Below are 19,984 nucleotides of genomic sequence, written 5' to 3'. Positions count from 1 at the left end.
TTGATAAATTTAACTAACTAAATTGTTAAAAAGTCGCTTTTCTATGTTAAGTTAATATGCGGACTGAAATTGTTTCGGGATGTAGCGCAGCTTGGTAGCGCGCCTGCTTTGGGAGCAGGATGTCGCAGGTTCAAATCCTGTCATCCCGATTAAAAATTATTAATAACAGAGCGATTGCTAGATTTAATCAGTAAATAGCTAAATTGTTTTGCAGCTATAAATGAAAAGAGTTAAGACAGATAAAGATTTTTGTCCATCTAGTCAGGAACGATGCCTAAGATGCCAACGTCACTTGCCTTTGAGTGTAAAAAATTGGCAACTCAGCTAATATTTATCTATTTATGAAAAGAAAATATTTTGTGTAGTTATACCTAGCAAAAGAATTATTTATCAAATTTTCAGAGCGGGAAGAAACACCAATTTTGCCCAAAAATAACAAAAATTGATAATCGGGGATAGAAAATAATACGCTATAAAGCCAATTTATCGAGAGTTTTTTAGAAAAAAAACAGTTAAGCGCGGTTAAAAAGAACAATGGAGTGTAGAATATCTCACATATAATTGTTCCTCCTTTACACATTCGTCCTTCATCACACTTGGTAACTTATAACCATTTGTCTTCCTATAGTTGGCTATTGATGCCAGGAGTAGTTATGAAATCAATGTTTCGCTTGGGTGCAAAGTTGGGATTAGTAGGCAGCGTCATGTTTGGTTCTGCAGTTATGGGTACTGGCGCAGCTTTTGCTTTGCCACAAGATCAAATTGTGCAAAAGTTAGGACCTGTACCAGTATTCACTATCACTGATAACAACGGCGCACCCTTGGTTGCTTCTAGCAACGACAACAAAAAACAAGGAGGAGTAGCAGGCGTTTTTATCAACCAACGCGATGCAGAAAACTTTGTCAATCAACTCAAAACAAAAAATCCAGAGCTAGCGAAGAACGTTAGGGTAGTTCCCGTGTCTCTAGGAGAAGTCTACAAGCTAGACCAATCGACTCAAAACAAGCCTAACTCTCTAGACTTTGCCTATGTTCCAGGTAAGCAACAAGTTGATGCGGCAATGTCACTAATGAAAAAATCAGGACAAGATGCCAAGAAGTTTCAAGGAACCCCTCTATTTGTCGCTAGAGCAGGCAAAGAGAAAGGTTACTTGACTGTAAAACAAGCAGACAACAGACAAGTAATTCCTTTCTTCTTTAACCAAGAGGAATTGCAAACAATGTTGGAGCGCTTCAAAAAACAGCAGCCAGACTTGGCTTCTACAGTTGAGATTCAAGTCGTTAACTTAGAAGGAGTAATTCAAACTCTGCAAAGCCGCAACGACAAACAGTTAGAGCAAATCATGCTGGTTCCACCTCGCGAATCAGTTGAGTTCGTGCAAAATCTCAAGCCTGCTTCCGGGCAGCAAAATCGCCCCCAGCAACAAAGACGCAAGAAGTAAATAACCTAGCGCGTCGATAATTGCTATGACTCAACGGCAGCGCTTGATTTCAGGTCAAGAACTTTGGCAGTGGCGCAAAATTGCTCAACAGCAAGCGCTTGCTGCCAATGTTTCTGTTATGGAGGTAGATTGGTTATTGAGCGCGATCGCCCCATTAGAGCGGTTAGCGCTAAAGCTAGAATCTTTTAAAGATTTGCCGCAAATTCAACTCCAGCTAGATATTGATGAATTAGATAGACTGTGGCAGCAAAGGCTGTACAATCGCTTACCAATTCAGTACATTGCTGGTGTTGCGCCCTGGCGACACTTCAAAATTGCAGTATCGCCAGCAGTATTAATTCCCCGCCCAGAAACCGAGCAGTTAATAGATTTAGCAGTAGCAGCAGCTAAAAGTAGCCCCTTACCAGTAGAACAAGGGCAGTGGGTAGATTTGGGTACAGGTAGCGGAGCGATCGCCCTAGGACTTGCGGAAGCATTTCCCCAAGCGCAAATTCACGCTGTAGATCGCAGCAATGAGGCAATTGCGATCGCCAAAAAAAATGCAGAGAACTTAGGTTTTAGCGATCGTATTTCTTTCTATCAAGGCAATTGGTGGGAACCATTAGCATTCCTCAAAGGTAAGTTAAGTGGTATGGTGTCAAATCCGCCCTATATTCCCAGTGCTTTAGTACCGCAATTACAGCCAGAAGTTGCCAATCACGAACCAAGGCTAGCGCTAGACGGCGGCGAAGATGGATTAGATTGCATTCGCCATTTAGTAACAACTGCGCCCGATTATTTACAAACCGGGGGAATATGGTTAGTAGAAATGATGGCAGGGCAAGCAGAAGCCGTAATTGAATTATTAAAAGAGCAAGGAAGTTACACAAATATTCAAATTCACACCGATTTTGCTGGAATAGAGCGTTTTGCCCAAGCACAGCGAAACAGCGATCAGGTAAAAGAGAATGAGGAAAATACTTTTGTTTAGGTAGCTGATAATTAAGTAACTGCTGATGATGAAATAGTTAATAGGTCAGACAATTAACACTGGCTAGCCAGTGTTAATTGTCTGGTCACTGTAAAAAATGCAAGTATCAATCCAGGATCTAGTAAAAGGCGCTCTCTCTGGCTCGTTAGTCAGCTTTCCCACTGATACTGTGCCAGCTTTGGCGACTTTGCCGCATAAAGCAGAGCTAATTTTTGCCGCCAAGCAGCGCAGTCAAGATAAACCGCTGATTTTGATGGGTGCTAAAGCAGAAGATTTATGGTCTTATGTGACTGGTAGTAGTGAGGAATTACAACTTTGGCAGCAAGTAGCGGCTAAATATTGGGCAGGTGCGTTAACTTTAGTATTGCCAGCATCAGAGCGCGTACCGCCAGAAATGAATTTAGCCGATCCGACGACCATTGGACTGCGCGTGCCAAATAGTGCGATCGCCCAGCATATTCTATCCCAGACAGGACCTTTGGCTACTACTAGCGCTAATTTGTCAGGTCAACCACCTTTGCAAACAGTTGCAGAAATTGAATCGGCATTTCCTGATGTTTTAACTTTGTTGCCTACAGAGTTAGCAATAGAAGAGTCTATTGGCGTTCCCTCTACAGTAGTTAAATGGAATGGGGGTAATTGGCAGACGTTACGCCAAGGAGCGGTTAAGTTAGAGTTCTAAACTATTAGAAATATTATGAACTTGACTAACTGGATTTATTTAGCAATTGGATTGGGGTTGGGTTTTGCAAGTCGCGCTTTGTTAAACAAGTCAAAACCAGTTTTACCGCCATCTGTTGCTCATCTAGATAAGAACCAGGCGCAACAACTACCTGCACAAGTTTTAAACGATGAGTCACTCGCCACCGAATTAAAGCACTCGCAACTTGCTTACTTGATGGCACAACAAATGAGCCAGTTTAAAGGCGGGTTTTTGGCGCGCACTAGCCATGAATTGCGATCGCCTCTTAATAGCCTAATTGGACTGCATCAATTGATTTTGTCCGATTTATGCGACGATCCAGCCGAAGAAAGAAAGTTTGTGTCTCAAGCTCATCAATCAGCTTTGCAGCTACTCAAACTGATGGATGAAGTTCTCAATGTCTCACGGATAGAGCATGGGACAAACAAGCTGGAAATTCAACCATTGCAACTGAGTTTTGTTTTAGATGAAGTCTACAACATCACTTATATGATGGCAGCAAATCGCAACTATCGCTTGCAACTAACAGCACCTAATGCAGAAATTTACATTTTGGCAGATCCCCGCTGGTTTAGACAGGCTATTTTAAACTTAATTGATGCGGCAATTTCTTATATGGATGAAGGCAATATTTATATTTCTGCTCAAGCTATGCCAGAAAATAATCTTGCTTATATTTGGTTAGATGTACCTGTAGCTGCTAGCACTTGGAATGAACCTGTAGACTTAATGCAGTCTGCACCATTTACTACCAAAAAAGCAGACTTGCTTACAGAAGTACCTGCAAAAAGCTTACCAGGACTAACTTTGCTGCTATCTCAGACTCTATTAGAAGTTATGCATGGTAATTGCGAGATTTTGCCAGTACCTACAGACGATGCAGCTACGCGAATTCAAATTGCTATCCCCTTATTGATTCCTGAAACAACATCTCTTGATTAGGCAGAGAATCGCCTAGTGGTTGATTGTATAAAACCATTGTTGTAGTGGAATTAGGCTCAAAGCCAATTTTTTCATAGAACCTTTGTTGATGAGTAGTCATCAAGTAGACTCGCTCTACACGATTCATGCGTGGGTGGCTAAGAACAGTTTCTACTAATTTGCTTCCCAATCCTGCACCCCGATAGTCAGGATGAATGACTACATCCCAAATTGTGGCGCGGTAGATGCCATCGGAGGTTGCACGAGCAAAACCAATCAACTTTTGTCCATCCCATAAGCTGATTACTGGTTCGCTATTTTCAATCGCTATGCGTAAGTCGTCTGTGCTGCGCTCTTTTGCCCAAAATGCTCCTAGTTTAAATAAGGCTTGTAATTGAATGAGGTCAACTTGAGACTTGCGATCGCAAAACTGAATGTGACTTCCGTCCATAATTCTCTGTGGGTGTTGCCAGTTATTGTAAATTTTACTTTATATTTGTTCAAGTGTTGTTACGCTCAGGCATTTAGCACTGCCCGAACATAAATTAATTCTGCACTCGGCAGTAAAACAAAACTGTTACTGGCAAACCCATTTCCATAAAGGATGGGTAGAACCTTGCTGGCGAATTTTACTAACTTGTTGTTCTAAACGCCTTTGTTCGTCTGCTGGCAAGCCGACTAAAATATTGCGGCTTTGCCAGACTAAAACAGAAACAGTCATGCCAATACACAAAGCTAGACCAAAAGTAGCCAAGGGATGGTAATAAAGACCAAAGCGCACCGCAGTCCAGGTAAAATACTGCTGTAGTAAAGCAATTTCCGATCGCAAACTCCACAAACTTACTGGTGCGATTGTCAGCCACAACAAACCAACTAGCAACCACCTACTATAAACAGTAATTTGGTGTAACTTCTGTACTTGCTGTTGAAACTGAGGATCTTTTTTGAGGGTATCTAATTCCAAGAAACGATCTGATGGAGGCTCCATACTAGGCATTAACGGGTTTTGATTGAGCGTTTCTTTCTCGCCACCAAGATAATAGTGTACTGGCGATAAAGATACTAGAATAAGCTCCTAAAGTAAAACCAATAATCAGCGCCAAAGCAAAGTTTTTCAGGGTTTCTCCACCAAATAGGAAGATGGAAAATAACGTCAGCAACACGGTTAAAGTGGTATTGATAGAGCGCCCTAATGTTTGATTTACCGCTTCATCGACTATTTCCTCAATTGGTCTATCGGGACTGAGCTTGATTACTTCGCGGATGCGATCGTAAATTACGACAGTATCGTTGACTGAAAAACCAGTAATTGTCAGCAGAGAAACGATAAATAGACTATCTACCTCAATGCCTTGAGCTAAACCTAACATCGAGAAGATCCCAGTAGTAATCAAAACATCGTGAAATAGCGCCACAATCGCAAAAAAAGCATAGTCAAACTGAAAGCGCATACTCAGATAGATGATAATGCCAGCGAAAGAGACAATTAAAGCTAGTAAACCAGATGTAAGTAGCTGTCTACCAATTGTCGGACCAACAGTATCGTTTTGACTTGCTTCTAAATCGAGCTTACCAATTGTTTGAGCAAGAGCATCTTGCAGGCGTGTTCGTTCGTCTGCACTTAAGTTCTTGGTGCGAATTGACAAAATTTGGTTGTTGGAATCGCGCTCTTTGTCTACAAGCTGGATGGTACTATTGCCTAAGCCTTGCTCTGTCATGACTTGACGTACAGCAGCTAAATCGATAGGGCGATCGCAATTTTGCGCTGCACTACAGTCGCGTTCTAGCTGCAAGCGCGTACCGCCGACAAAATCTAAACTAGGGCGCAACGGCGCACCAATTTGTTGCCACGAAATAAACATTGAAATCAAACTAGCTACGATCAGGGCTACAGATATACCCCACCATAAATTGCGCTGTTTATTGACACTAAACTTCATGCTGCCCCCGATGCTTTCTTTGATGCTGGTAGATTTGGACAAAACAGTTCTGGCTTCCGCAGTGCAGGCAAACTAATAGCAATGAACATGAATGTGCGACTGCACGTTAGGGCTGTAAACATACTTACTGCTACCCCCAAAGCCAAAGTCAAAGCAAAGCCGCGTACTAATCCAGAACCCAGCCAAAATAGCGCAGCGCAAGCAATTACTGTCGTTACGTTGCCATCTAAGATGCTAGAAAAAGCTCTAAAAAAGCCAGATTCTACCGAACGATACAAAGTTTTGCCAGCCCGCAATTCTTCCCGCGTCCGCTCAAAAATTAGCACGTTGGCATCAACAGCCATGCCGATACTGAGGATAAATCCGGCAATTCCTGGCAAAGTCAAAGTTACGCCTAAAAGGGCAAAAGTTGCCCAAGTAAGTAGAGTGTAGATAACTAAAGCTATATCGGCAATTAGTCCCGGTAGGCGGTAGTAGAAAACCATAAATATCAATACCAAAACTAGACCGCCTATTCCCGCGTAGATGCTACGTTGGATACTATCGCGTCCTAAAGTTGCCCCAACTGTCCGATTTTCGACAATTTCTACAGGTACGGGCAAAGAACCGCCACGTAGCTGCACGCTGAGGTCATTTGCTTCTTGGGGGGTGAATCGACCTGTAATTACGGCGCTACCGCCTGTAATGCCTGTAGCAGCAAATTCAGGACCTACTGTGGGATAACTAATTAATTCGTTATCGAGAAAAATACCTATAGTTCGTCCCGTACCAGCCAATTTCTTGGTTAAATCGGCAAATAACTTACCGCCTTCAGCATCGAAACGGATAGCTACGTTCCAGTTGTTGCTAGCTTGAGTTGGTTCGCCAAAGGCATCTCTAAGGTTTCTACCTGTTATGCCATTAGGTTCAAATAATTCGGAGATGGCTTCGTTGTTATTTTGCAAGTCTGCTTGGTTTTTCTCTATTGCTGCTTTATCGCCCGATTTTCTTAATTCTTCTCGTTTGGCTAAAAGTTCTTGGCGCGACTGTTGATAGGCAAAAAATTGGGCTTCTGTACCTGGGTTTTGCGCTCTAAAGGCTAATTGCGCCGTACCGCCTAGCACTCTTTCGGCTTGCTGGGGGTCGCTTACTCCTGGCAGTTGTACTAATATTTGATTTTGTCCTACCGTTTGCACTACAGGTTCGGACACGCCTAAACCGTTGACTCGATTTTCAATCACTCTTTGCACGTCTTCTAACTGCTGCTGAGTGATTTGCTTAATTTCTTTAGTCGGGTTAACCTGAATTGTTAGCTGAGAACCGCCCTGCAAATCCAGTCCCAAAGGAATATCTATATTTGCAATCGTGGCGATCGCACCGATTATCAAAACTATAATTAACGCTAATACCCCGCGCTGTTTCTGCATACTCTGACCCGTTCCTAACAAATGCTATGATAATAGGTTTTGAACGAGTCAGCAGCAGCAATCTCATGATTATTTAAACTCGCAGCGCTACCATTTTTTGTACTGCTTCGACGACTTGCTCTGGCTGGACGATTGTTAATCTTTCCAAAGTGCCATTATACGGTGTGGGAATATCTTGAGAAGATAGCCTTAATACTGGTGCGTCTAATTCGTCAAATAAGCGATCGTTGATCGAGGCTGTCAGTTCTGCACCTATTCCCCCGCTTCGCATACATTCTTCGACAATTACCACGCGATGAGTTTTGCGGATAGAAGCGCCAATTGTATCAAAATCTAATGGCTTTAAGGAAATTAGGTCGATTACTTCTGGATCGCAGCCTTCTTTTTCTAGTGTTTTTACTGCTTGCATGACGTGGTGACGCATCCGCGAGTAGGTAAGAATTGTGACATCTTTACCTTGACGGACTACTTCAGCTTTGTCTAAAGGTAGCAAATACTCTTGTTCTGGCAGATTTTCCTTTAAGTTATAGAGCAGTACGTGTTCAAAAAATAGCACTGGGTTATTATCTCTAATGGCAGATTTGAGTAGTCCTTTGGCGTTGTAAGGTGTAGAGCAGGCAACGATTTTGATACCTGGAACAGCTTGAAAGTAGGCTTCTAGTCTTTGCGAGTGTTCTGCGCCTAACTGTCTGCCTACGCCGCCTGGACCGCGAATTACCATTGGGATTGTAAAATTGCCTCCAGAAGTGTAGCGTAGCATCCCCGCGTTGTTGGAAATTTGGTTGAAGGCAAGGAGTAAAAAGCCCATATTCATGCCTTCAATTATCGGTCTTAAGCCTGTCATCGCTGCGCCGACTGCCATCCCTGTAAAGCTATTTTCAGCAATGGGCGTATCCAAAACTCGCAGTTCGCCATATTTTTTGTAAAGGTCCTTGGTAACTTTATAAGAGCCGCCATAGTGTCCTACATCTTCACCTAATACAAGTACAGTGGAATCACGCGCCATTTCTTCGTCTATAGCCTGACACAGGGCGTTAAAAAATAAGGTTTCAGCCATTACATCGTTACTTATTTTGCTGGTTAATCTAAAATCTTAGCGCCTTGGGACTAATAATAATGCGATCGCTTTATCCAAAGCGCAATCGCTTATTCCTGCACTACTTCTAATAAATCTTCTATCAAAATATCAAACGTTATCGCCAACTTGCGTAAGGCATTGATGTCAGCCATTGCCATCCCTGGAGATACGGCATAAGTTTTGATTGTGCCATAAGCTACTCCCGATTTGTCTGCAACTTGCTTTAGCGTCCAACCTTCTCTAGCGGCAAATTCTTTAATTTTTAATCTAACTAATCCGTTGTTTGACATACAGTTGACTTGTCAACTGAAATAAATTATGATTAAAAGCGATCGCCCAAAGTCGGCAAACTGAAAAGCGATCGCCTGATTCAAAACAAACCCACAATGTGGGAAGTAACTATATGATATCAACATTGCAGCCGCAATCCAAGTACGTTCATCCTTTAGCTCGGTTTGTTAGTGAAGAAGCGATCGCTTTAATCCTGAAAGTACCAGTAGAAAAGATTAGAGAGATTCGCTGTTGGGCAAGGGTAATATTGGTTGTAGGGCAAGGTTTGAGTAGGTTTGTTAGTTACGCCGATTTGCCCCCAGTTGTAGGAGTAGAAGCACCGACTAGACAGGATTTTACCTACTGGAGCAAGCGCTGGCGGAAGCTAAAAATTAAGCACGCACCGGATTTTTGGGCGACTTTTTACGCTAATCGGTTTGGGCAATGTAGAGATATTGCAGAATTATTTAACTGGGGGCAACTGCTCGGCACAATTAAACTATTACTGTCAGAGCAGATAATAATAGCGCTTAGAAGTATTTATGTAGAAGAAAAGTCTTATTTAGAGACGCAACTTTATTTATGCGCCTCTAAATCTGAGTTACGCTAGCCAGCGGGCGGCATCTTTAGCGTGATAAGTCAAAATTAAATCTGCGCCAGAGCGTTTAAAACTTGTTAGAGTTTCCATCACTACCCGCTCCTCATCAATCCAGCCATTGAGGGCGGCGGCTTTAACCATCGAGTATTCGCCAGAGACATTGTAGGCAGCAACAGGTAAATTGCTAGCTTCTTTGACGCGCCAGATAATATCCATGTATGCCAAAGCTGGCTTCACCATGAGCATATCAGCGCCTTCAGCAATATCTAAGCCAATTTCTTTTAAAGCTTCGCGGGCGTTACCTGGGTCCATTTGGTAGGTGCGGCGATCGCCAAATTGCGGCGTAGATTCAGCAGCATCGCGAAAAGGACCGTAATAAGCCGAAGCATACTTAGCAGCATACGACATAATCGGCGTATCTTGAAAGCCAGCTTCATCTAAAGCAATGCGGATTGATTGCACAAATCCATCCATCATCCCCGAAGGAGCGATAATATCAGCACCAGCTTTAGCTTGAGAAACAGCAGTTTTGCCTAACAATTCTAAAGTTGGGTCGTTTAAAACTTTTCCGGTTAAGTCGCCTACTTGCAAGTAACCGCAATGTCCGTGAGTTGTATACTCGCACAAACAAGTATCGGCAGCTACAATCAAATCGGGTACAGCTTCTTTGACGGCAGTAGCAGCTTTTTGGACGATACCGCAATCATGCCATGCACCTGTAGCATCGGTATCTTTATCTGCTGGAATGCCAAATAAGATAATGCCAGGAATGCCAAGATCGTAAACTTCCTTAGCTTCTTGGACAATTTTATCTACCGATAGCTGGTAGACTCCAGGCATCGATTTAACTTCTTTGGCGATTCCCTCACCTGGTACGGCAAATAAGGGGTAGATTAAATCGTTGGTTGTTAAAACAGTCTCGCGTACCATGCGGCGTAATTGTGGATGGGTGCGGAGACGGCGAGGGCGATGGGTGGGAAACATGGTTTTTGTTAAAGTGACAACCTGAATTAAGTGGCGCTAAAGCAATCCACGCCAACATATATGCTTATTTCTTGCAGTATAGTATGTCTGCAACTTAAGTTTTGCTAAAAAACAGCGCTGTTAAAAATTGTCAGCCAAGGGTTTTTGCAAATACCTCAACTGCTTAAACGATCGCTTACTGCCATGACTATATGTACTAGAATATGAGCAATCGCTGCTGATTCTAAACCGTACTGCCAATAGAGATAGCCTGCAACTAAGCCAAAAAAGCCATTGCCAATAATAATGTAGGCAAGTAATGAGGAAGTAATTTCTGTACTGAGAATAAATGCTAGCGGTAAATGCCCTAAAGCGAACAGCAAAGCAGAACTAGCGATCGCCATGACAAAACAACTTACACTAGGTACACCCTGCCCTCGTTGTAGCAAGCGCCACAATACCCAAACTAAAAGTGTCATTAATCCCCAGCGCAGCAAAATTTCTTCAGTGACTCCGCCGTAGAGAATCCGAGTTAGTAACGGCGTATTTTCAGATAATGCTTCGCCTTTTGCTAAGAAATCTGCTGGTAAAAATGTTTTCCACCACGTAGATATAAAGAAAAGGGCAATACCGCTAACTGTACCACCTACTATACCTGGTAATATTTGAGGTTTGATTGCTAGTAGCCAAGAATCAGATTGAGATATAGCTTCAGTTAACGGTGCGCTCAGACCTACTTTAGGGGCTAAGTTTCCACCGATAAAGACTGCTAGAGTTAGCAACAGCGTAGGCTGAATCAGAGCCAATAGTTTGATAGTTGTAACAGAAAGTTGCGTCTCTTTAGGAATTGGTAGTGCTAGCCAGTAAAGGGAAACTACGCCCGTCATACCCATCAACCACACAATTGTAAATAACATACTTTTCTGGAAATCTATGACACATTATCCGCAACGTTGTAAATAGATATAGTAAAGGCGATCGCTAAGTATGCGATCGCCTCATGCACCATAACGTAAGTTTTAGCTGACAGCTTGCAATCGATGTGAAGCGATCGCCCGCTCAACCTACAAAGGACGAAAAATAAACGGATAGCGGTAGGCTGTATCGGGACTGGTGAGATTTTGGTAGATAGCCAAAATTGCTAATCCCCAATGGAATAGAAAATACACCGGTCCTAAGAATAAGCCAAGTAAGCCAAAACTAATGAAACTCAGGACTAAAACAATAATTCCATACAACCACACATTAAAATGGAAGTTGATAGCTTCTTTGGCATTTTCTTTCACTACTGGGTCGCTAGACACTAAAAAAATCGCAATGGGAATACCTATGGACACTAAAGCAGCACTAAAAAATATTGAGCCATGAGAAAGTGCTGATAAGAGTTTCCGCTGATCTGCGTCGTACATAAGACTAAGTTTCTCCTCGTAATAGGTTTTTTTGGGACTTACAACCTATATCATCCATTGTTAATCTTAAAAATAAGCCTAATCTCGCGCTTACTTCCGATCTTGTACTCCTGTAACATCCTACTAGCTAAACTTCATGATATCCACTGACCTTGAGGCGGAATTGCAAACAGCCGTTGAGCATCGACGCAATTTTGCTATTATCTCTCACCCCGATGCTGGTAAAACTACGCTAACAGAAAAACTCCTACTGTACGGGGGTGCAATTCATGAAGCTGGTGCTGTCAAAGCGCGGAGGGCGCAGCGTAAAGCTACTTCTGACTGGATGGCGATGGAACAGCAAAGAGGAATTTCCATCACCTCTACTGTGTTGCAATTTGAGTATCGCCATTGTCAAATAAATTTGCTCGATACTCCAGGACACCAAGATTTTAGTGAAGATACTTACCGCACTTTAGCAGCAGCGGATAATGCTGTGATGCTAATCGACGCAGCTAAAGGTTTGGAACCGCAGACGCGCAAGTTGTTTGAAGTATGCAAGCTGCGGAAATTGCCGATTTTCACGTTTGTAAATAAACTCGACCGTCCTGGACGCGAACCATTAGAACTTTTGGACGAAATTGAGCAAGAACTAGGTTTGCAGACGTATGCTGTAAATTGGCCCATTGGTATAGGCGATCGCTTTAAAGGTGTGTTCGATCGTAGGGAGCAAAAGATCCATTTATTTGAACGTAGCGCTCATGGTAGCCGTGAAGCCGCTAGCACAGTAGTAGATTTGGGAGATCCCCGCATCGAAGAGTTGCTAGAAGAAGACTTGTATTATCAATTTAAGGACGATTTAGAGCTACTAGAAGGCGCAGGCTCAGAACTAAATACCGATTTAGTCCACCAAGGAAAAATGACTCCTGTATTCTTTGGTAGCGCGATGACTAATTTTGGTGTAGAGCTATTTTTAAATACTTTCCTCGATTACGCTCTTAAACCTGGTTCCCGTGTTAGCAATATAGGCGAAATTCCTCCAACTTATCCAGAGTTTTCGGGGTTTGTGTTTAAATTGCAAGCAAATATGGACCCCAAACACCGCGATCGCGTGGCGTTTATTCGCGTTTGTACGGGTAAGTTTGAAAAGGATATGACGGTAAATCATTCCCGCAGTGGGAAGATTATTCGCCTGTCGCGTCCGCAAAAATTATTTGCTCAAGACCGCGAATCTATCGACTATGCTTATCCTGGGGATGTAATTGGTTTAAATAATCCTGGCGTGTTTGCGATCGGCGATACTATTTATAACGGGCAAAAAATAGAGTACGAGGGTATTCCTAGTTTTTCTCCCGAACTATTTGCGACTTTACGCAATCCCAACCCTTCTAAGTTCAAACAGTTTCATAAAGGCGTTTCCGAGTTGCGCGAAGAAGGTGCAGTGCAAATTATGTACTCTGCTGATGAAACTAAACGCGAACCGATTTTGGCTGCGGTAGGACAATTACAATTTGAAGTCGTGCAGTTCCGCTTGATGCAAGAATATGGTGTAGAGACGCTGTTAGATTTATTACCTTACAGCGTTGCGCGCTGGGTAACTGGCGGCTGGGAGGCTTTGGAAAAGGTTGGGCGATTGTTTAATACCGTCACAGTTAAAGATAGCTTGGGACGACCAGTATTACTATTTCGCAATGAATGGAATTGCCAGCAGGTAGAAGGAGATAATCCAGAATTGAAGTTGAGTGCGATCGCTCCTCTTACTTTTAGCCAACAGAGTAATAACAGTGACCAGTGACCAGTTAAAGATTTATCAGTTAGTCGTAGTTGTTACTGCTTAAATAGTTAGTGCAAAGCGATCTTGTTAGCGGTAACTACTGCACTGGTCCCTGTTGCTTAAAAAACCATTTTGCGACAGTAAAATGCCTCTGCGTACTTGTCAGGTGCATTTGCTTCTATTCCTCTTATCCTTAGCAGTGAAAAAAAGGTTTCTTCTGTAAACCAATGCTTATTCTTTTGAGTTGTAAAACTATCAATTAGATAGTCAACTTTTCTTTGGCAAATGGAGCGATCCAAATGAACGTAAAAATTAGGATTTCCTAAATCGCCATCGTATTTAGGAATTTCGTATTCTAAAATTAAATGATTTCTAAATGTATTCCAAGTTAAGTCAGATATTAGTCGATGATCTTGATGAGCGTCATGGCGATAATGAGTTAGGATTAAATCGGGATTAATATCTTTTTTTAACTGCTCAAAAGCTTCTTTAACTTCTATACCTAGAAAAGGTAAAAATCCATCTCTAAAATCTTTAATGATAATATTTTTATTCTCAATATTTGCTAAAAACTGATTAGCACTAATATTAGCTTCCTTCTCTCTTTGCGAATTTGAACTAAAAACTACCCAATAAATAGCAATATTTGGATAAGTTTCGATTAATTTTAATATTGTTCCGCCGCAGCCAATTTCTATGTCATCGCAATGAGAGCCTAAGCAGAGTATATTGTAAGCTGAATTATTATTTTTGCCTAGCTCAATTTTAAGCATTTTAGTTTCCTAATCAATAAAAATAGATTGCTCAACTTACTTTTGAACAATCCAAATCAATGATATATTAGCTTGTTTTTGTACTTAAAAAGCTAATACTTTATCTGCGTGTCGCCAAATTTCCCAAGGAGCATTACCATAGGAAAACATATCTTCTAATTGCTGTTTATCTTTAAAAGTATCCATACAAGCCCAAAAGCCATTGTATTCATAAGCAAATAGTTGTTGCTTGTGAATTAATCTCTCAAACGGCTCATACACTAACTCTTCTCCTTCGTGTAAGTAGTCAAAGATCTCATTTTTTAAAATAAAGTAACCTCCATTAATCCTAATATTTGCTTGTTTAACATCTTGGATAGATGTTACTAAACCGTTATCATTTGAAGAAATTATATGAAAAGTTTGTGCTGGTCTTACACTCAAAAAACTTGCTACTTTGTCTCGTCGATAAAATTCATCTATAGCTTTAGGTAAAAATAAATCTGTTAAGCCGTCACTGTAGTTTGCTAAAAATACTTCTTCGTCTTCTACATACTTTTGAACTGCCTTTAATCTTTGGCCAATATTTGAATTTAATCCTGTGTCTACAAAAGTAATATTCCAATCATGAATATCGCTATTTATTAACTCTATGTTTTTTCCTCCATTCATTAAGGTGAAATCATTAGAGATACATTCATTATATCGCAAAAAATAATCTTTAATTAAGTCCGCTTTGTAACCAAGGCAAAGAATAAAATCTTTATGTCCGTAATGAGCGTAATATTTCATTACGTGCCATAGTATTGGTCTATAGCCAATATGAACTAATGGTTTAGGAATAGTTTCCGAATAGTCTCTTAATCTTGTACCAAGTCCACCACAAAATAAAACTACTTTCATCAATACTCCTTCTTTTTTTGAGCGAATAATCAGTAATTATTTCATTTAGCTTGTGCTTAATTTAAAAGTTACCCAAGCTGCCGCTAACAAAATAAAAACTCTATGCATTTGGTCAAATTATTTAGTTCTACAATTGCTTTTCACCGAATAAGCTTTGCAAGCACCTACAATGCTGCAAATTTTTAATTCCTAGCAATCAAAAATTTGACTGCAACAACTTTTACTATCTCTACTACTCTCCTACGTGTTTATATATGCATATAGCAAGCAGATAGTTCGATTAAATACGTTAGGTCGAGTGTATATTATTTAATCGCACTATATCTATACTTTAATATTAGATTTTATCTGCGAAGTCCTATAGACTAGGGAAGATTTATGTCAATTTTTTCGCTAATTTTGCAAGTGTAAATTGCTACTTGCAAAGCTATGTCTTAAGTATCTTGACACTTGATATTGTGTGTAACCATAGTATGTAGTCTTTATTAACTCTTTAAGAAAGACGATAATTATAAAGATATTATGAGGAAAGTCTATTATTTACTTCAGTATTTATACTTGTTTATCTCGAAAATAGTGTTATCAATCGCCATTTAGCAAACACATAACGAATGCAATCGTGGCTTCTTTGCAGAACAAGGCTCACAAAACATAAACAAAATAGGAATTAATATAAGTTAGATTTATATATCTTTTGCCCGTTTTAGCGCCTTCCTTAGTCAAACTAACCACAAATATGCAGCAAGGGAAAAAGTCCAAAGTTTTTGTATAAGCTGGCGGGAATGAGCGATCGCAACCAGTAAAACTAAGGGTAAGTTCAAAGAAACAAGAGGCGAAGAATTTTTATGGCTGCTGTTCCCGAATCGTCTTTGCAGGCTGGTTTAGCTGCTTTAGCAACAGGCGATTTTCAAGATGCGATCGCTCATTTAGAGGTAGTTTGTCAAAATCAAGAAAATACCCTAGATAAGCTACAAGCACAGAAAGCGTTGCTAGAAGCATACAAACAAAACGGGGAAAAGCAAAAGGCGATCGCACTTTGCCAAGAACTCTGTCAGAGTACCGAACCGCAAGTTAGAGAATGGGTGTTTAGCAGTCATCCTGAATTAGTTGCGTCATTGGTTGGCGATGAGACTGGGTTTGTTGCATTTGAACAGCCATCTGGGGTTGAGGAGGACTACAGGGGGATCGAACCTTTTGTGTGGCGCTATGCGCCGAGGGCTACGCGTTGGCAAGCTTTGAAACAGGTGAATTTGTTGCCTTTGCGGCTTTTGGCTGTTGGTAGCGCGATCGCTTTGTTTTGGCTGATTCGCGCTACTTTGACGGTCTTTATGCTTCTATTTAACGATATTTTAGTCAAATTACCTTATCTTGAGCCTTATCAACCTTTTTATTCCAATAATACTGAACTAATATTCTGTTTACTATTGCTATTGACAGTTTTCTGTCCTTGGTTGCTCGATCTACTGCTGCAGCAGTTTTATGGATTGCAACCACTATCATTAATTCAACTTTCTAAAATTAGTCCAGAAGCTAGTCGAGTTATACAACGCTATTGCCGTCAGCATAATTGGCGTTTGCCGCAGTTACGCATTCTGCCTACAACTGCACCCTTGGCTTTGACTTATGGTAACTTGCCTCGTACTGCGCGAATTGTTGTTAGTCAAGGATTGCTCGAACAATTAGCAGATGATGAAATTGCGGCAATTTGCGCTTTGGAATTAGCACATATTGCTCATGGGGATTTTGTATTTATGTCCCTGTTGCTGCTAGTAAGGCAAATAGTTTATACAGTTTACGAGCAAATATCTGTGTGGGGCGATCGCCAGTCACAACCTATTCTATACGTATCTGCTGCGGTTGCTAGCGCGGCTTATGGCTTGTGGTGGTGGCTTGGCTTGCCTGGTGTATGGCTGTCGCAGTTGCGCGTTTATTATAGCGATCGCTTTGCTGTTAATATCACGGGCAATCCTAACGGGCTAACTCGCGCTTTACTCAAAATTGCTGTCGGTATTGCTAAAGATACGCAGCAAAAAGAGCAAACAAGTACGCTCTTAGAAAGCTTAAATATGTTTTTGCCTACTAGCTATTACCAATCTATTACTTTGGGCAGTCTTTATCCTCATACCGATTTTGTACCTGTTCTTGCTTGGGATTGCCTCAACCCTTATCGCTTTTGGTTAACTATTAATAATACTCATCCTTTACTTGGCGATCGCTTGCAACGTCTTGAGCGCTTGTGTCAGCAGTGGCACTTAGAATCTGAGCTAGATTTACTTAATATTCCTGCTCAAACGCTTGTCTCCAAGCGCCAGTTCTTACTCCAAATTGCTCCTTATTTAGCAGTTTTATTAGGCTTGCTGGTTAGCGGCTTATTTTGGCTAATCGGCGGAATTTCCCTAATCGTGTGGATTCCTCAGCTTGCTTGGATGTTTGGCGATTGGCTGCTGATTAAAGCTTTTTTGCCTATTGCTTTTAGTATTGGTACTTTTGTGCGGATCAATCCTTTGTTTCCTGATATTACTTCTAAGTCTGTGCGCCATGCCCCCACATTAGCCCAGCTTTCAGCTAATCCTGCGGCTTTACCTATCAATAGTCAGCCTCTACGCTTGCAAGGTAAGCTGTTAGGGCGGCGTGGTATTGGTAACTGGTTGGGACAAGATCTGATTTTACAATCTCCTCAAGGGGCGATCGCTTTGCATTATCAGTCTTTACTCGGACCTATTGGCTATATCTTCTTGCGTCAATCTCTCAACCCCCAAGACTTGCTAGGGCGACATATTGTTATTAATGGCTGGTTCCGACGCGGTGCAACTTGCTGGATTGATGTAGATACTTTACAAACCCAGTCTGGTAAAAGTTGCCGTAGCAATCATCCCCTCTGGACTACGATCTTGGCGATCGCGATCGCTGTTTGGGGCGCTTATCTCTTAGCCAATTCGTAAAGATATGTTGCAATTATCTACTTACTCTGTTACATTACTTTACATGAGCCAGTTTACCAAACCTAAATTGCTATCCCAGCTTGGTAATTGCCTCCAAAATTCTCCTAGTTCCAACACAGCAGTAATTAAACCAGCCAATGGCTGGTTTTTATTTTGAGTAAATCTATAGAAATGATAGTAAACAAACACAAATTCCATACATAAGGAGGATGGAAACAGATAGATCGAAGTGCGAATATCGCTAAAGGTGTAAATATAGTCAAATAGCTACTGCAGCAGTCACACGCATGATATTGTAAAAAATAGTGTTACCGTTACAGGCAAGCAGCGTTAGAGGTATCTTTCGTAGCTAAAAAGTTGCTAATTACAACAGAAAGGGCAGTTGTTTAACTAAAGTGTTTCTATGACGTATAGTTAATGCGCGAAAGCACCAAAGGTTAGTTGTTCAAGTTAAAAGTTAATTTGTGGCAGCATAGGTCAATCTAAAATTATTAACGACTAATCTAAGTAAACGGTTTTATCACCAAATTATTTCCACTCAAATGTAGAGGTATTTTTCATGTCAGTCCGTCTGTATATTGGCAACCTACCCAAAGAAGAAGTAGAGCGTCAAGAACTGCAAGCAGTTTTTGCCGAAGAAGGTGAATCAGTTGTAACTAAAGTAATTAAAGACCGCAAAACAGGCAAATGTCGCGGTTTTGGTTTTGTAACTGTTAACGACGACGAACACGCTGACAAAATAATTGAAAAATACAACGGTCAATTATTTAAGGACAGCCCCATAAAAATTGAAAAAGCTTTACCTCGAACTAAAGGACAAGACGAAGAAGGGCAAAGTCGTCCTGTTACTAATGAAAGTGCTGGTAACTCTAGCGTTGGGCATCCTGAAAAAGCAGCATCTAACCGTCGCAACAACAATAATAAAAAGTCTCGTCGCCCAGCTAGCACTAGCAATACAAGCGAAAGCTCAGATGCAGTTCAACCCGATCCGCGTTGGGCTACAGAACTTGAGAAGTTAAAGCAAATGTTGGCAGCACAAACTACTAATGGTTAATACTTTGCTTAGAAGTTAGACAAGGCTCTAACTTCTAAGTTCAACTAGCTAGCTCTAATCGACAGATAGAGGGACTTGCAACCAAGTTGCTAAATGCGATCGCAGTTGTTGACTAAATGCCGCTCTTTGTTCGTAGCGTTCGGTACGTAATGGTTTACGTTCGTTATCTAACGTCCAACCGTAATCGCTGCTGAGGCGGAGTTTGTCTTGCCAGTCAGCTACAGATACGACTAATTGAGGCGCTGGGCTATTGTCGTAGTCATTGATGCGGAATACATAGTTAAAGTTATTTTGCCTAGCAGCAGCGATTGTTGAAGGTTCGCCACATTCTTGTTGCAGGCGCGATCGCACTTGCATAACTAAATCGCGATCGCCTAAGTCTTCTAAGGGACGCACTGCTAAGGTTAAAGCAAAATAAAACTCTTCGATGGGGACAAATTCTAATTTCATAGACTTCTTATTATCAGCGGAAACTATCATATCGAGCGGCATTAAGATTGAGAATAATTGTCTGATTAGCTTTGCTTATCTTAGACATAAGATTTATTGTAGTTATGTATAGTGGATCTCGGAGATAATACTGGTGCAGTTTGCAAGTTTTCTCTGGGTAGTAAAAAACTTGTCGTTGGGTTCAATAGGAGGCACGCAGTAAAAACTACTCAACCTCCAGATAGAGTGAAACCTATTATTGGCATACCTGCCAGTGCAAATCAAATCCTGAAGAATGAAAGCAACCTCAATAAAAGTATTTCCCATAGAGGATGTCAATGATGTAAAGAAAATGTAAAGTAAGGCATAAGATCGATATCTTATCCACCCAGAGGAAACCACGCTTGGCGACCTCCATTAAAAAAACAGTTGAATTCCGGTGATAATAAGC

20 protein-coding genes and 1 tRNA gene are annotated in these 19,984 nt (G+C 41.2%); 9 read left to right on the top strand and 12 right to left on the bottom strand.

Annotation, left to right across the window (positions count from 1 at the left end; genetic code table 11):
* Positions 1-75: 75 nt before the first annotated feature.
* The 5 genes from UH38_RS01045 to UH38_RS01025 all read left to right on the top strand — a co-directional run bounded on the left by UH38_RS01045 (position 76) and on the right by UH38_RS01025 (position 4,057).
* Positions 76-149: transfer RNA gene (locus UH38_RS01045), tRNA-Pro, on the top strand.
* 504 nt (positions 150-653) lie between these two features.
* Positions 654-1,442 (top strand): Tic22 family protein, encoded by a 789-nt coding sequence (locus UH38_RS01040; protein WP_045052741.1) that lies wholly within the window; start codon positions 654-656, stop codon positions 1,440-1,442.
* A gap of 25 nt (positions 1,443-1,467) precedes the next feature.
* Positions 1,468-2,412 (top strand): peptide chain release factor N(5)-glutamine methyltransferase, encoded by a 945-nt coding sequence (gene prmC, locus UH38_RS01035; RefSeq protein WP_045052740.1) that lies wholly within the window; start codon positions 1,468-1,470, stop codon positions 2,410-2,412.
* Positions 2,413-2,509: 97 nt separating this feature from the next.
* Positions 2,510-3,094, top strand: coding sequence for an L-threonylcarbamoyladenylate synthase (locus tag UH38_RS01030; protein ID WP_045052739.1), 585 nt, complete (start codon positions 2,510-2,512; stop codon positions 3,092-3,094).
* A gap of 15 nt (positions 3,095-3,109) precedes the next feature.
* Positions 3,110-4,057 carry a sensor histidine kinase gene (locus tag UH38_RS01025; protein ID WP_045052738.1) on the top strand — a complete coding sequence of 316 codons (948 nt, stop codon included), beginning with the start codon at positions 3,110-3,112 and terminating at the stop codon, positions 4,055-4,057.
* Here UH38_RS01025 and UH38_RS01020 read toward each other — a convergent pair.
* The 6 genes from UH38_RS01020 to UH38_RS00995 form a co-directional block, all read right to left on the bottom strand.
* Entirely contained in the window at positions 4,017-4,487 is a 471-nt protein-coding gene (locus UH38_RS01020) for a GNAT family N-acetyltransferase (protein ID WP_045052737.1), read from the bottom strand. The genes UH38_RS01025 and UH38_RS01020 overlap by 41 nt on opposite strands.
* 126 nt (positions 4,488-4,613) lie before the next feature.
* A complete protein-coding gene (locus tag UH38_RS01015; protein ID WP_045052736.1) occupies positions 4,614-5,024 on the bottom strand; it encodes a hypothetical protein in 411 nt (136 codons plus the stop codon).
* A gap of 1 nt (position 5,025) precedes the next feature.
* The gene (secF, locus tag UH38_RS01010; protein ID WP_045052735.1) at positions 5,026-5,976 is read right to left on the bottom strand and encodes a protein translocase subunit SecF; all 951 of its coding nucleotides are present in this window, start codon (positions 5,974-5,976) and stop codon (positions 5,026-5,028) included.
* Positions 5,973-7,382, bottom strand: coding sequence for a protein translocase subunit SecD (gene secD / locus UH38_RS01005; RefSeq protein ID WP_045052734.1), 1,410 nt, complete (start codon positions 7,380-7,382; stop codon positions 5,973-5,975). The genes secF and secD overlap by 4 nt, the downstream gene beginning before the upstream one ends.
* A 73-nt stretch (positions 7,383-7,455) precedes the next feature.
* Positions 7,456-8,439, bottom strand: a complete 984-nt coding sequence (locus UH38_RS01000) for an alpha-ketoacid dehydrogenase subunit beta (protein WP_045052733.1) — start codon at positions 8,437-8,439, stop codon at positions 7,456-7,458.
* An 89-nt stretch (positions 8,440-8,528) separates the two neighbouring features.
* A complete protein-coding gene (locus UH38_RS00995) occupies positions 8,529-8,750 on the bottom strand; it encodes a helix-turn-helix domain-containing protein (RefSeq protein ID WP_045052732.1) in 222 nt (73 codons plus the stop codon).
* Positions 8,751-8,863: 113 nt separating this feature from the next.
* Here UH38_RS00995 and UH38_RS00990 point away from each other — a divergent pair, with 113 nt between their 5' ends.
* Complete coding sequence (locus UH38_RS00990; protein ID WP_045052731.1) at positions 8,864-9,340, top strand: hypothetical protein; 477 nt, start codon at positions 8,864-8,866, stop codon at positions 9,338-9,340.
* Here the strand turns inward: UH38_RS00990 and hemB are convergent.
* The 3 genes from hemB to UH38_RS00975 form a co-directional block, all read right to left on the bottom strand.
* The gene (hemB, locus tag UH38_RS00985; protein ID WP_045052730.1) at positions 9,332-10,312 is read right to left on the bottom strand and encodes a porphobilinogen synthase; all 981 of its coding nucleotides are present in this window, start codon (positions 10,310-10,312) and stop codon (positions 9,332-9,334) included. The two genes, UH38_RS00990 and hemB, sit on opposite strands and share 9 nt — an antisense overlap.
* 155 nt (positions 10,313-10,467) lie before the next feature.
* Complete coding sequence (locus UH38_RS00980; protein WP_045052729.1) at positions 10,468-11,208, bottom strand: CPBP family glutamic-type intramembrane protease; 741 nt, start codon at positions 11,206-11,208, stop codon at positions 10,468-10,470.
* A gap of 147 nt (positions 11,209-11,355) precedes the next feature.
* Positions 11,356-11,700 carry a DUF4870 domain-containing protein gene (locus UH38_RS00975; protein ID WP_045052728.1) on the bottom strand — a complete coding sequence of 115 codons (345 nt, stop codon included), beginning with the start codon at positions 11,698-11,700 and terminating at the stop codon, positions 11,356-11,358.
* A gap of 136 nt (positions 11,701-11,836) precedes the next feature.
* Here UH38_RS00975 and prfC point away from each other — a divergent pair, with 136 nt between their 5' ends.
* Complete coding sequence (gene prfC, locus UH38_RS00970) at positions 11,837-13,474, top strand: peptide chain release factor 3 (RefSeq protein ID WP_200892229.1); 1,638 nt, start codon at positions 11,837-11,839, stop codon at positions 13,472-13,474.
* Positions 13,475-13,572: 98 nt separating this feature from the next.
* On the opposite strand, the gene UH38_RS00965 is transcribed toward prfC, so the two are convergent.
* The gene (locus UH38_RS00965; protein ID WP_045052727.1) at positions 13,573-14,226 is read right to left on the bottom strand and encodes a PIG-L deacetylase family protein; all 654 of its coding nucleotides are present in this window, start codon (positions 14,224-14,226) and stop codon (positions 13,573-13,575) included.
* Between the two features lie 84 nt (positions 14,227-14,310).
* On the bottom strand, positions 14,311-15,108 hold the full coding sequence (locus tag UH38_RS00960; RefSeq protein WP_045052726.1) for a glucose-1-phosphate cytidylyltransferase: 798 nt from the start codon (positions 15,106-15,108) through the stop codon (positions 14,311-14,313).
* Between the two features lie 845 nt (positions 15,109-15,953).
* Here UH38_RS00960 and UH38_RS00955 point away from each other — a divergent pair.
* Both UH38_RS00955 and UH38_RS00950 read left to right on the top strand, forming a co-directional pair.
* Positions 15,954-18,050, top strand: coding sequence for a M48 family metallopeptidase (locus tag UH38_RS00955; RefSeq protein WP_045052725.1), 2,097 nt, complete (start codon positions 15,954-15,956; stop codon positions 18,048-18,050).
* 559 nt (positions 18,051-18,609) lie between these two features.
* Positions 18,610-19,104, top strand: a complete 495-nt coding sequence (locus tag UH38_RS00950; protein WP_045052724.1) for an RNA recognition motif domain-containing protein — start codon at positions 18,610-18,612, stop codon at positions 19,102-19,104.
* A 54-nt stretch (positions 19,105-19,158) separates the two neighbouring features.
* Here UH38_RS00950 and UH38_RS00945 read toward each other — a convergent pair whose 3' ends face one another.
* Positions 19,159-19,554: a hypothetical protein gene (locus tag UH38_RS00945; RefSeq protein WP_045053028.1), complete on the bottom strand. Its 396-nt coding sequence runs from the start codon at positions 19,552-19,554 to the stop codon at positions 19,159-19,161.
* Positions 19,555-19,984 lie beyond the last annotated feature (430 nt).

Source organism: Aliterella atlantica CENA595 (assembly GCF_000952155.1).
GTDB classification, from domain to species: Bacteria; Cyanobacteriota; Cyanobacteriia; order Cyanobacteriales; family Chroococcidiopsidaceae; genus Aliterella; species Aliterella atlantica.
Note: the sequence above shows the minus strand (reverse complement) of the source record. Positions and strands in the feature narration are given on the sequence as shown.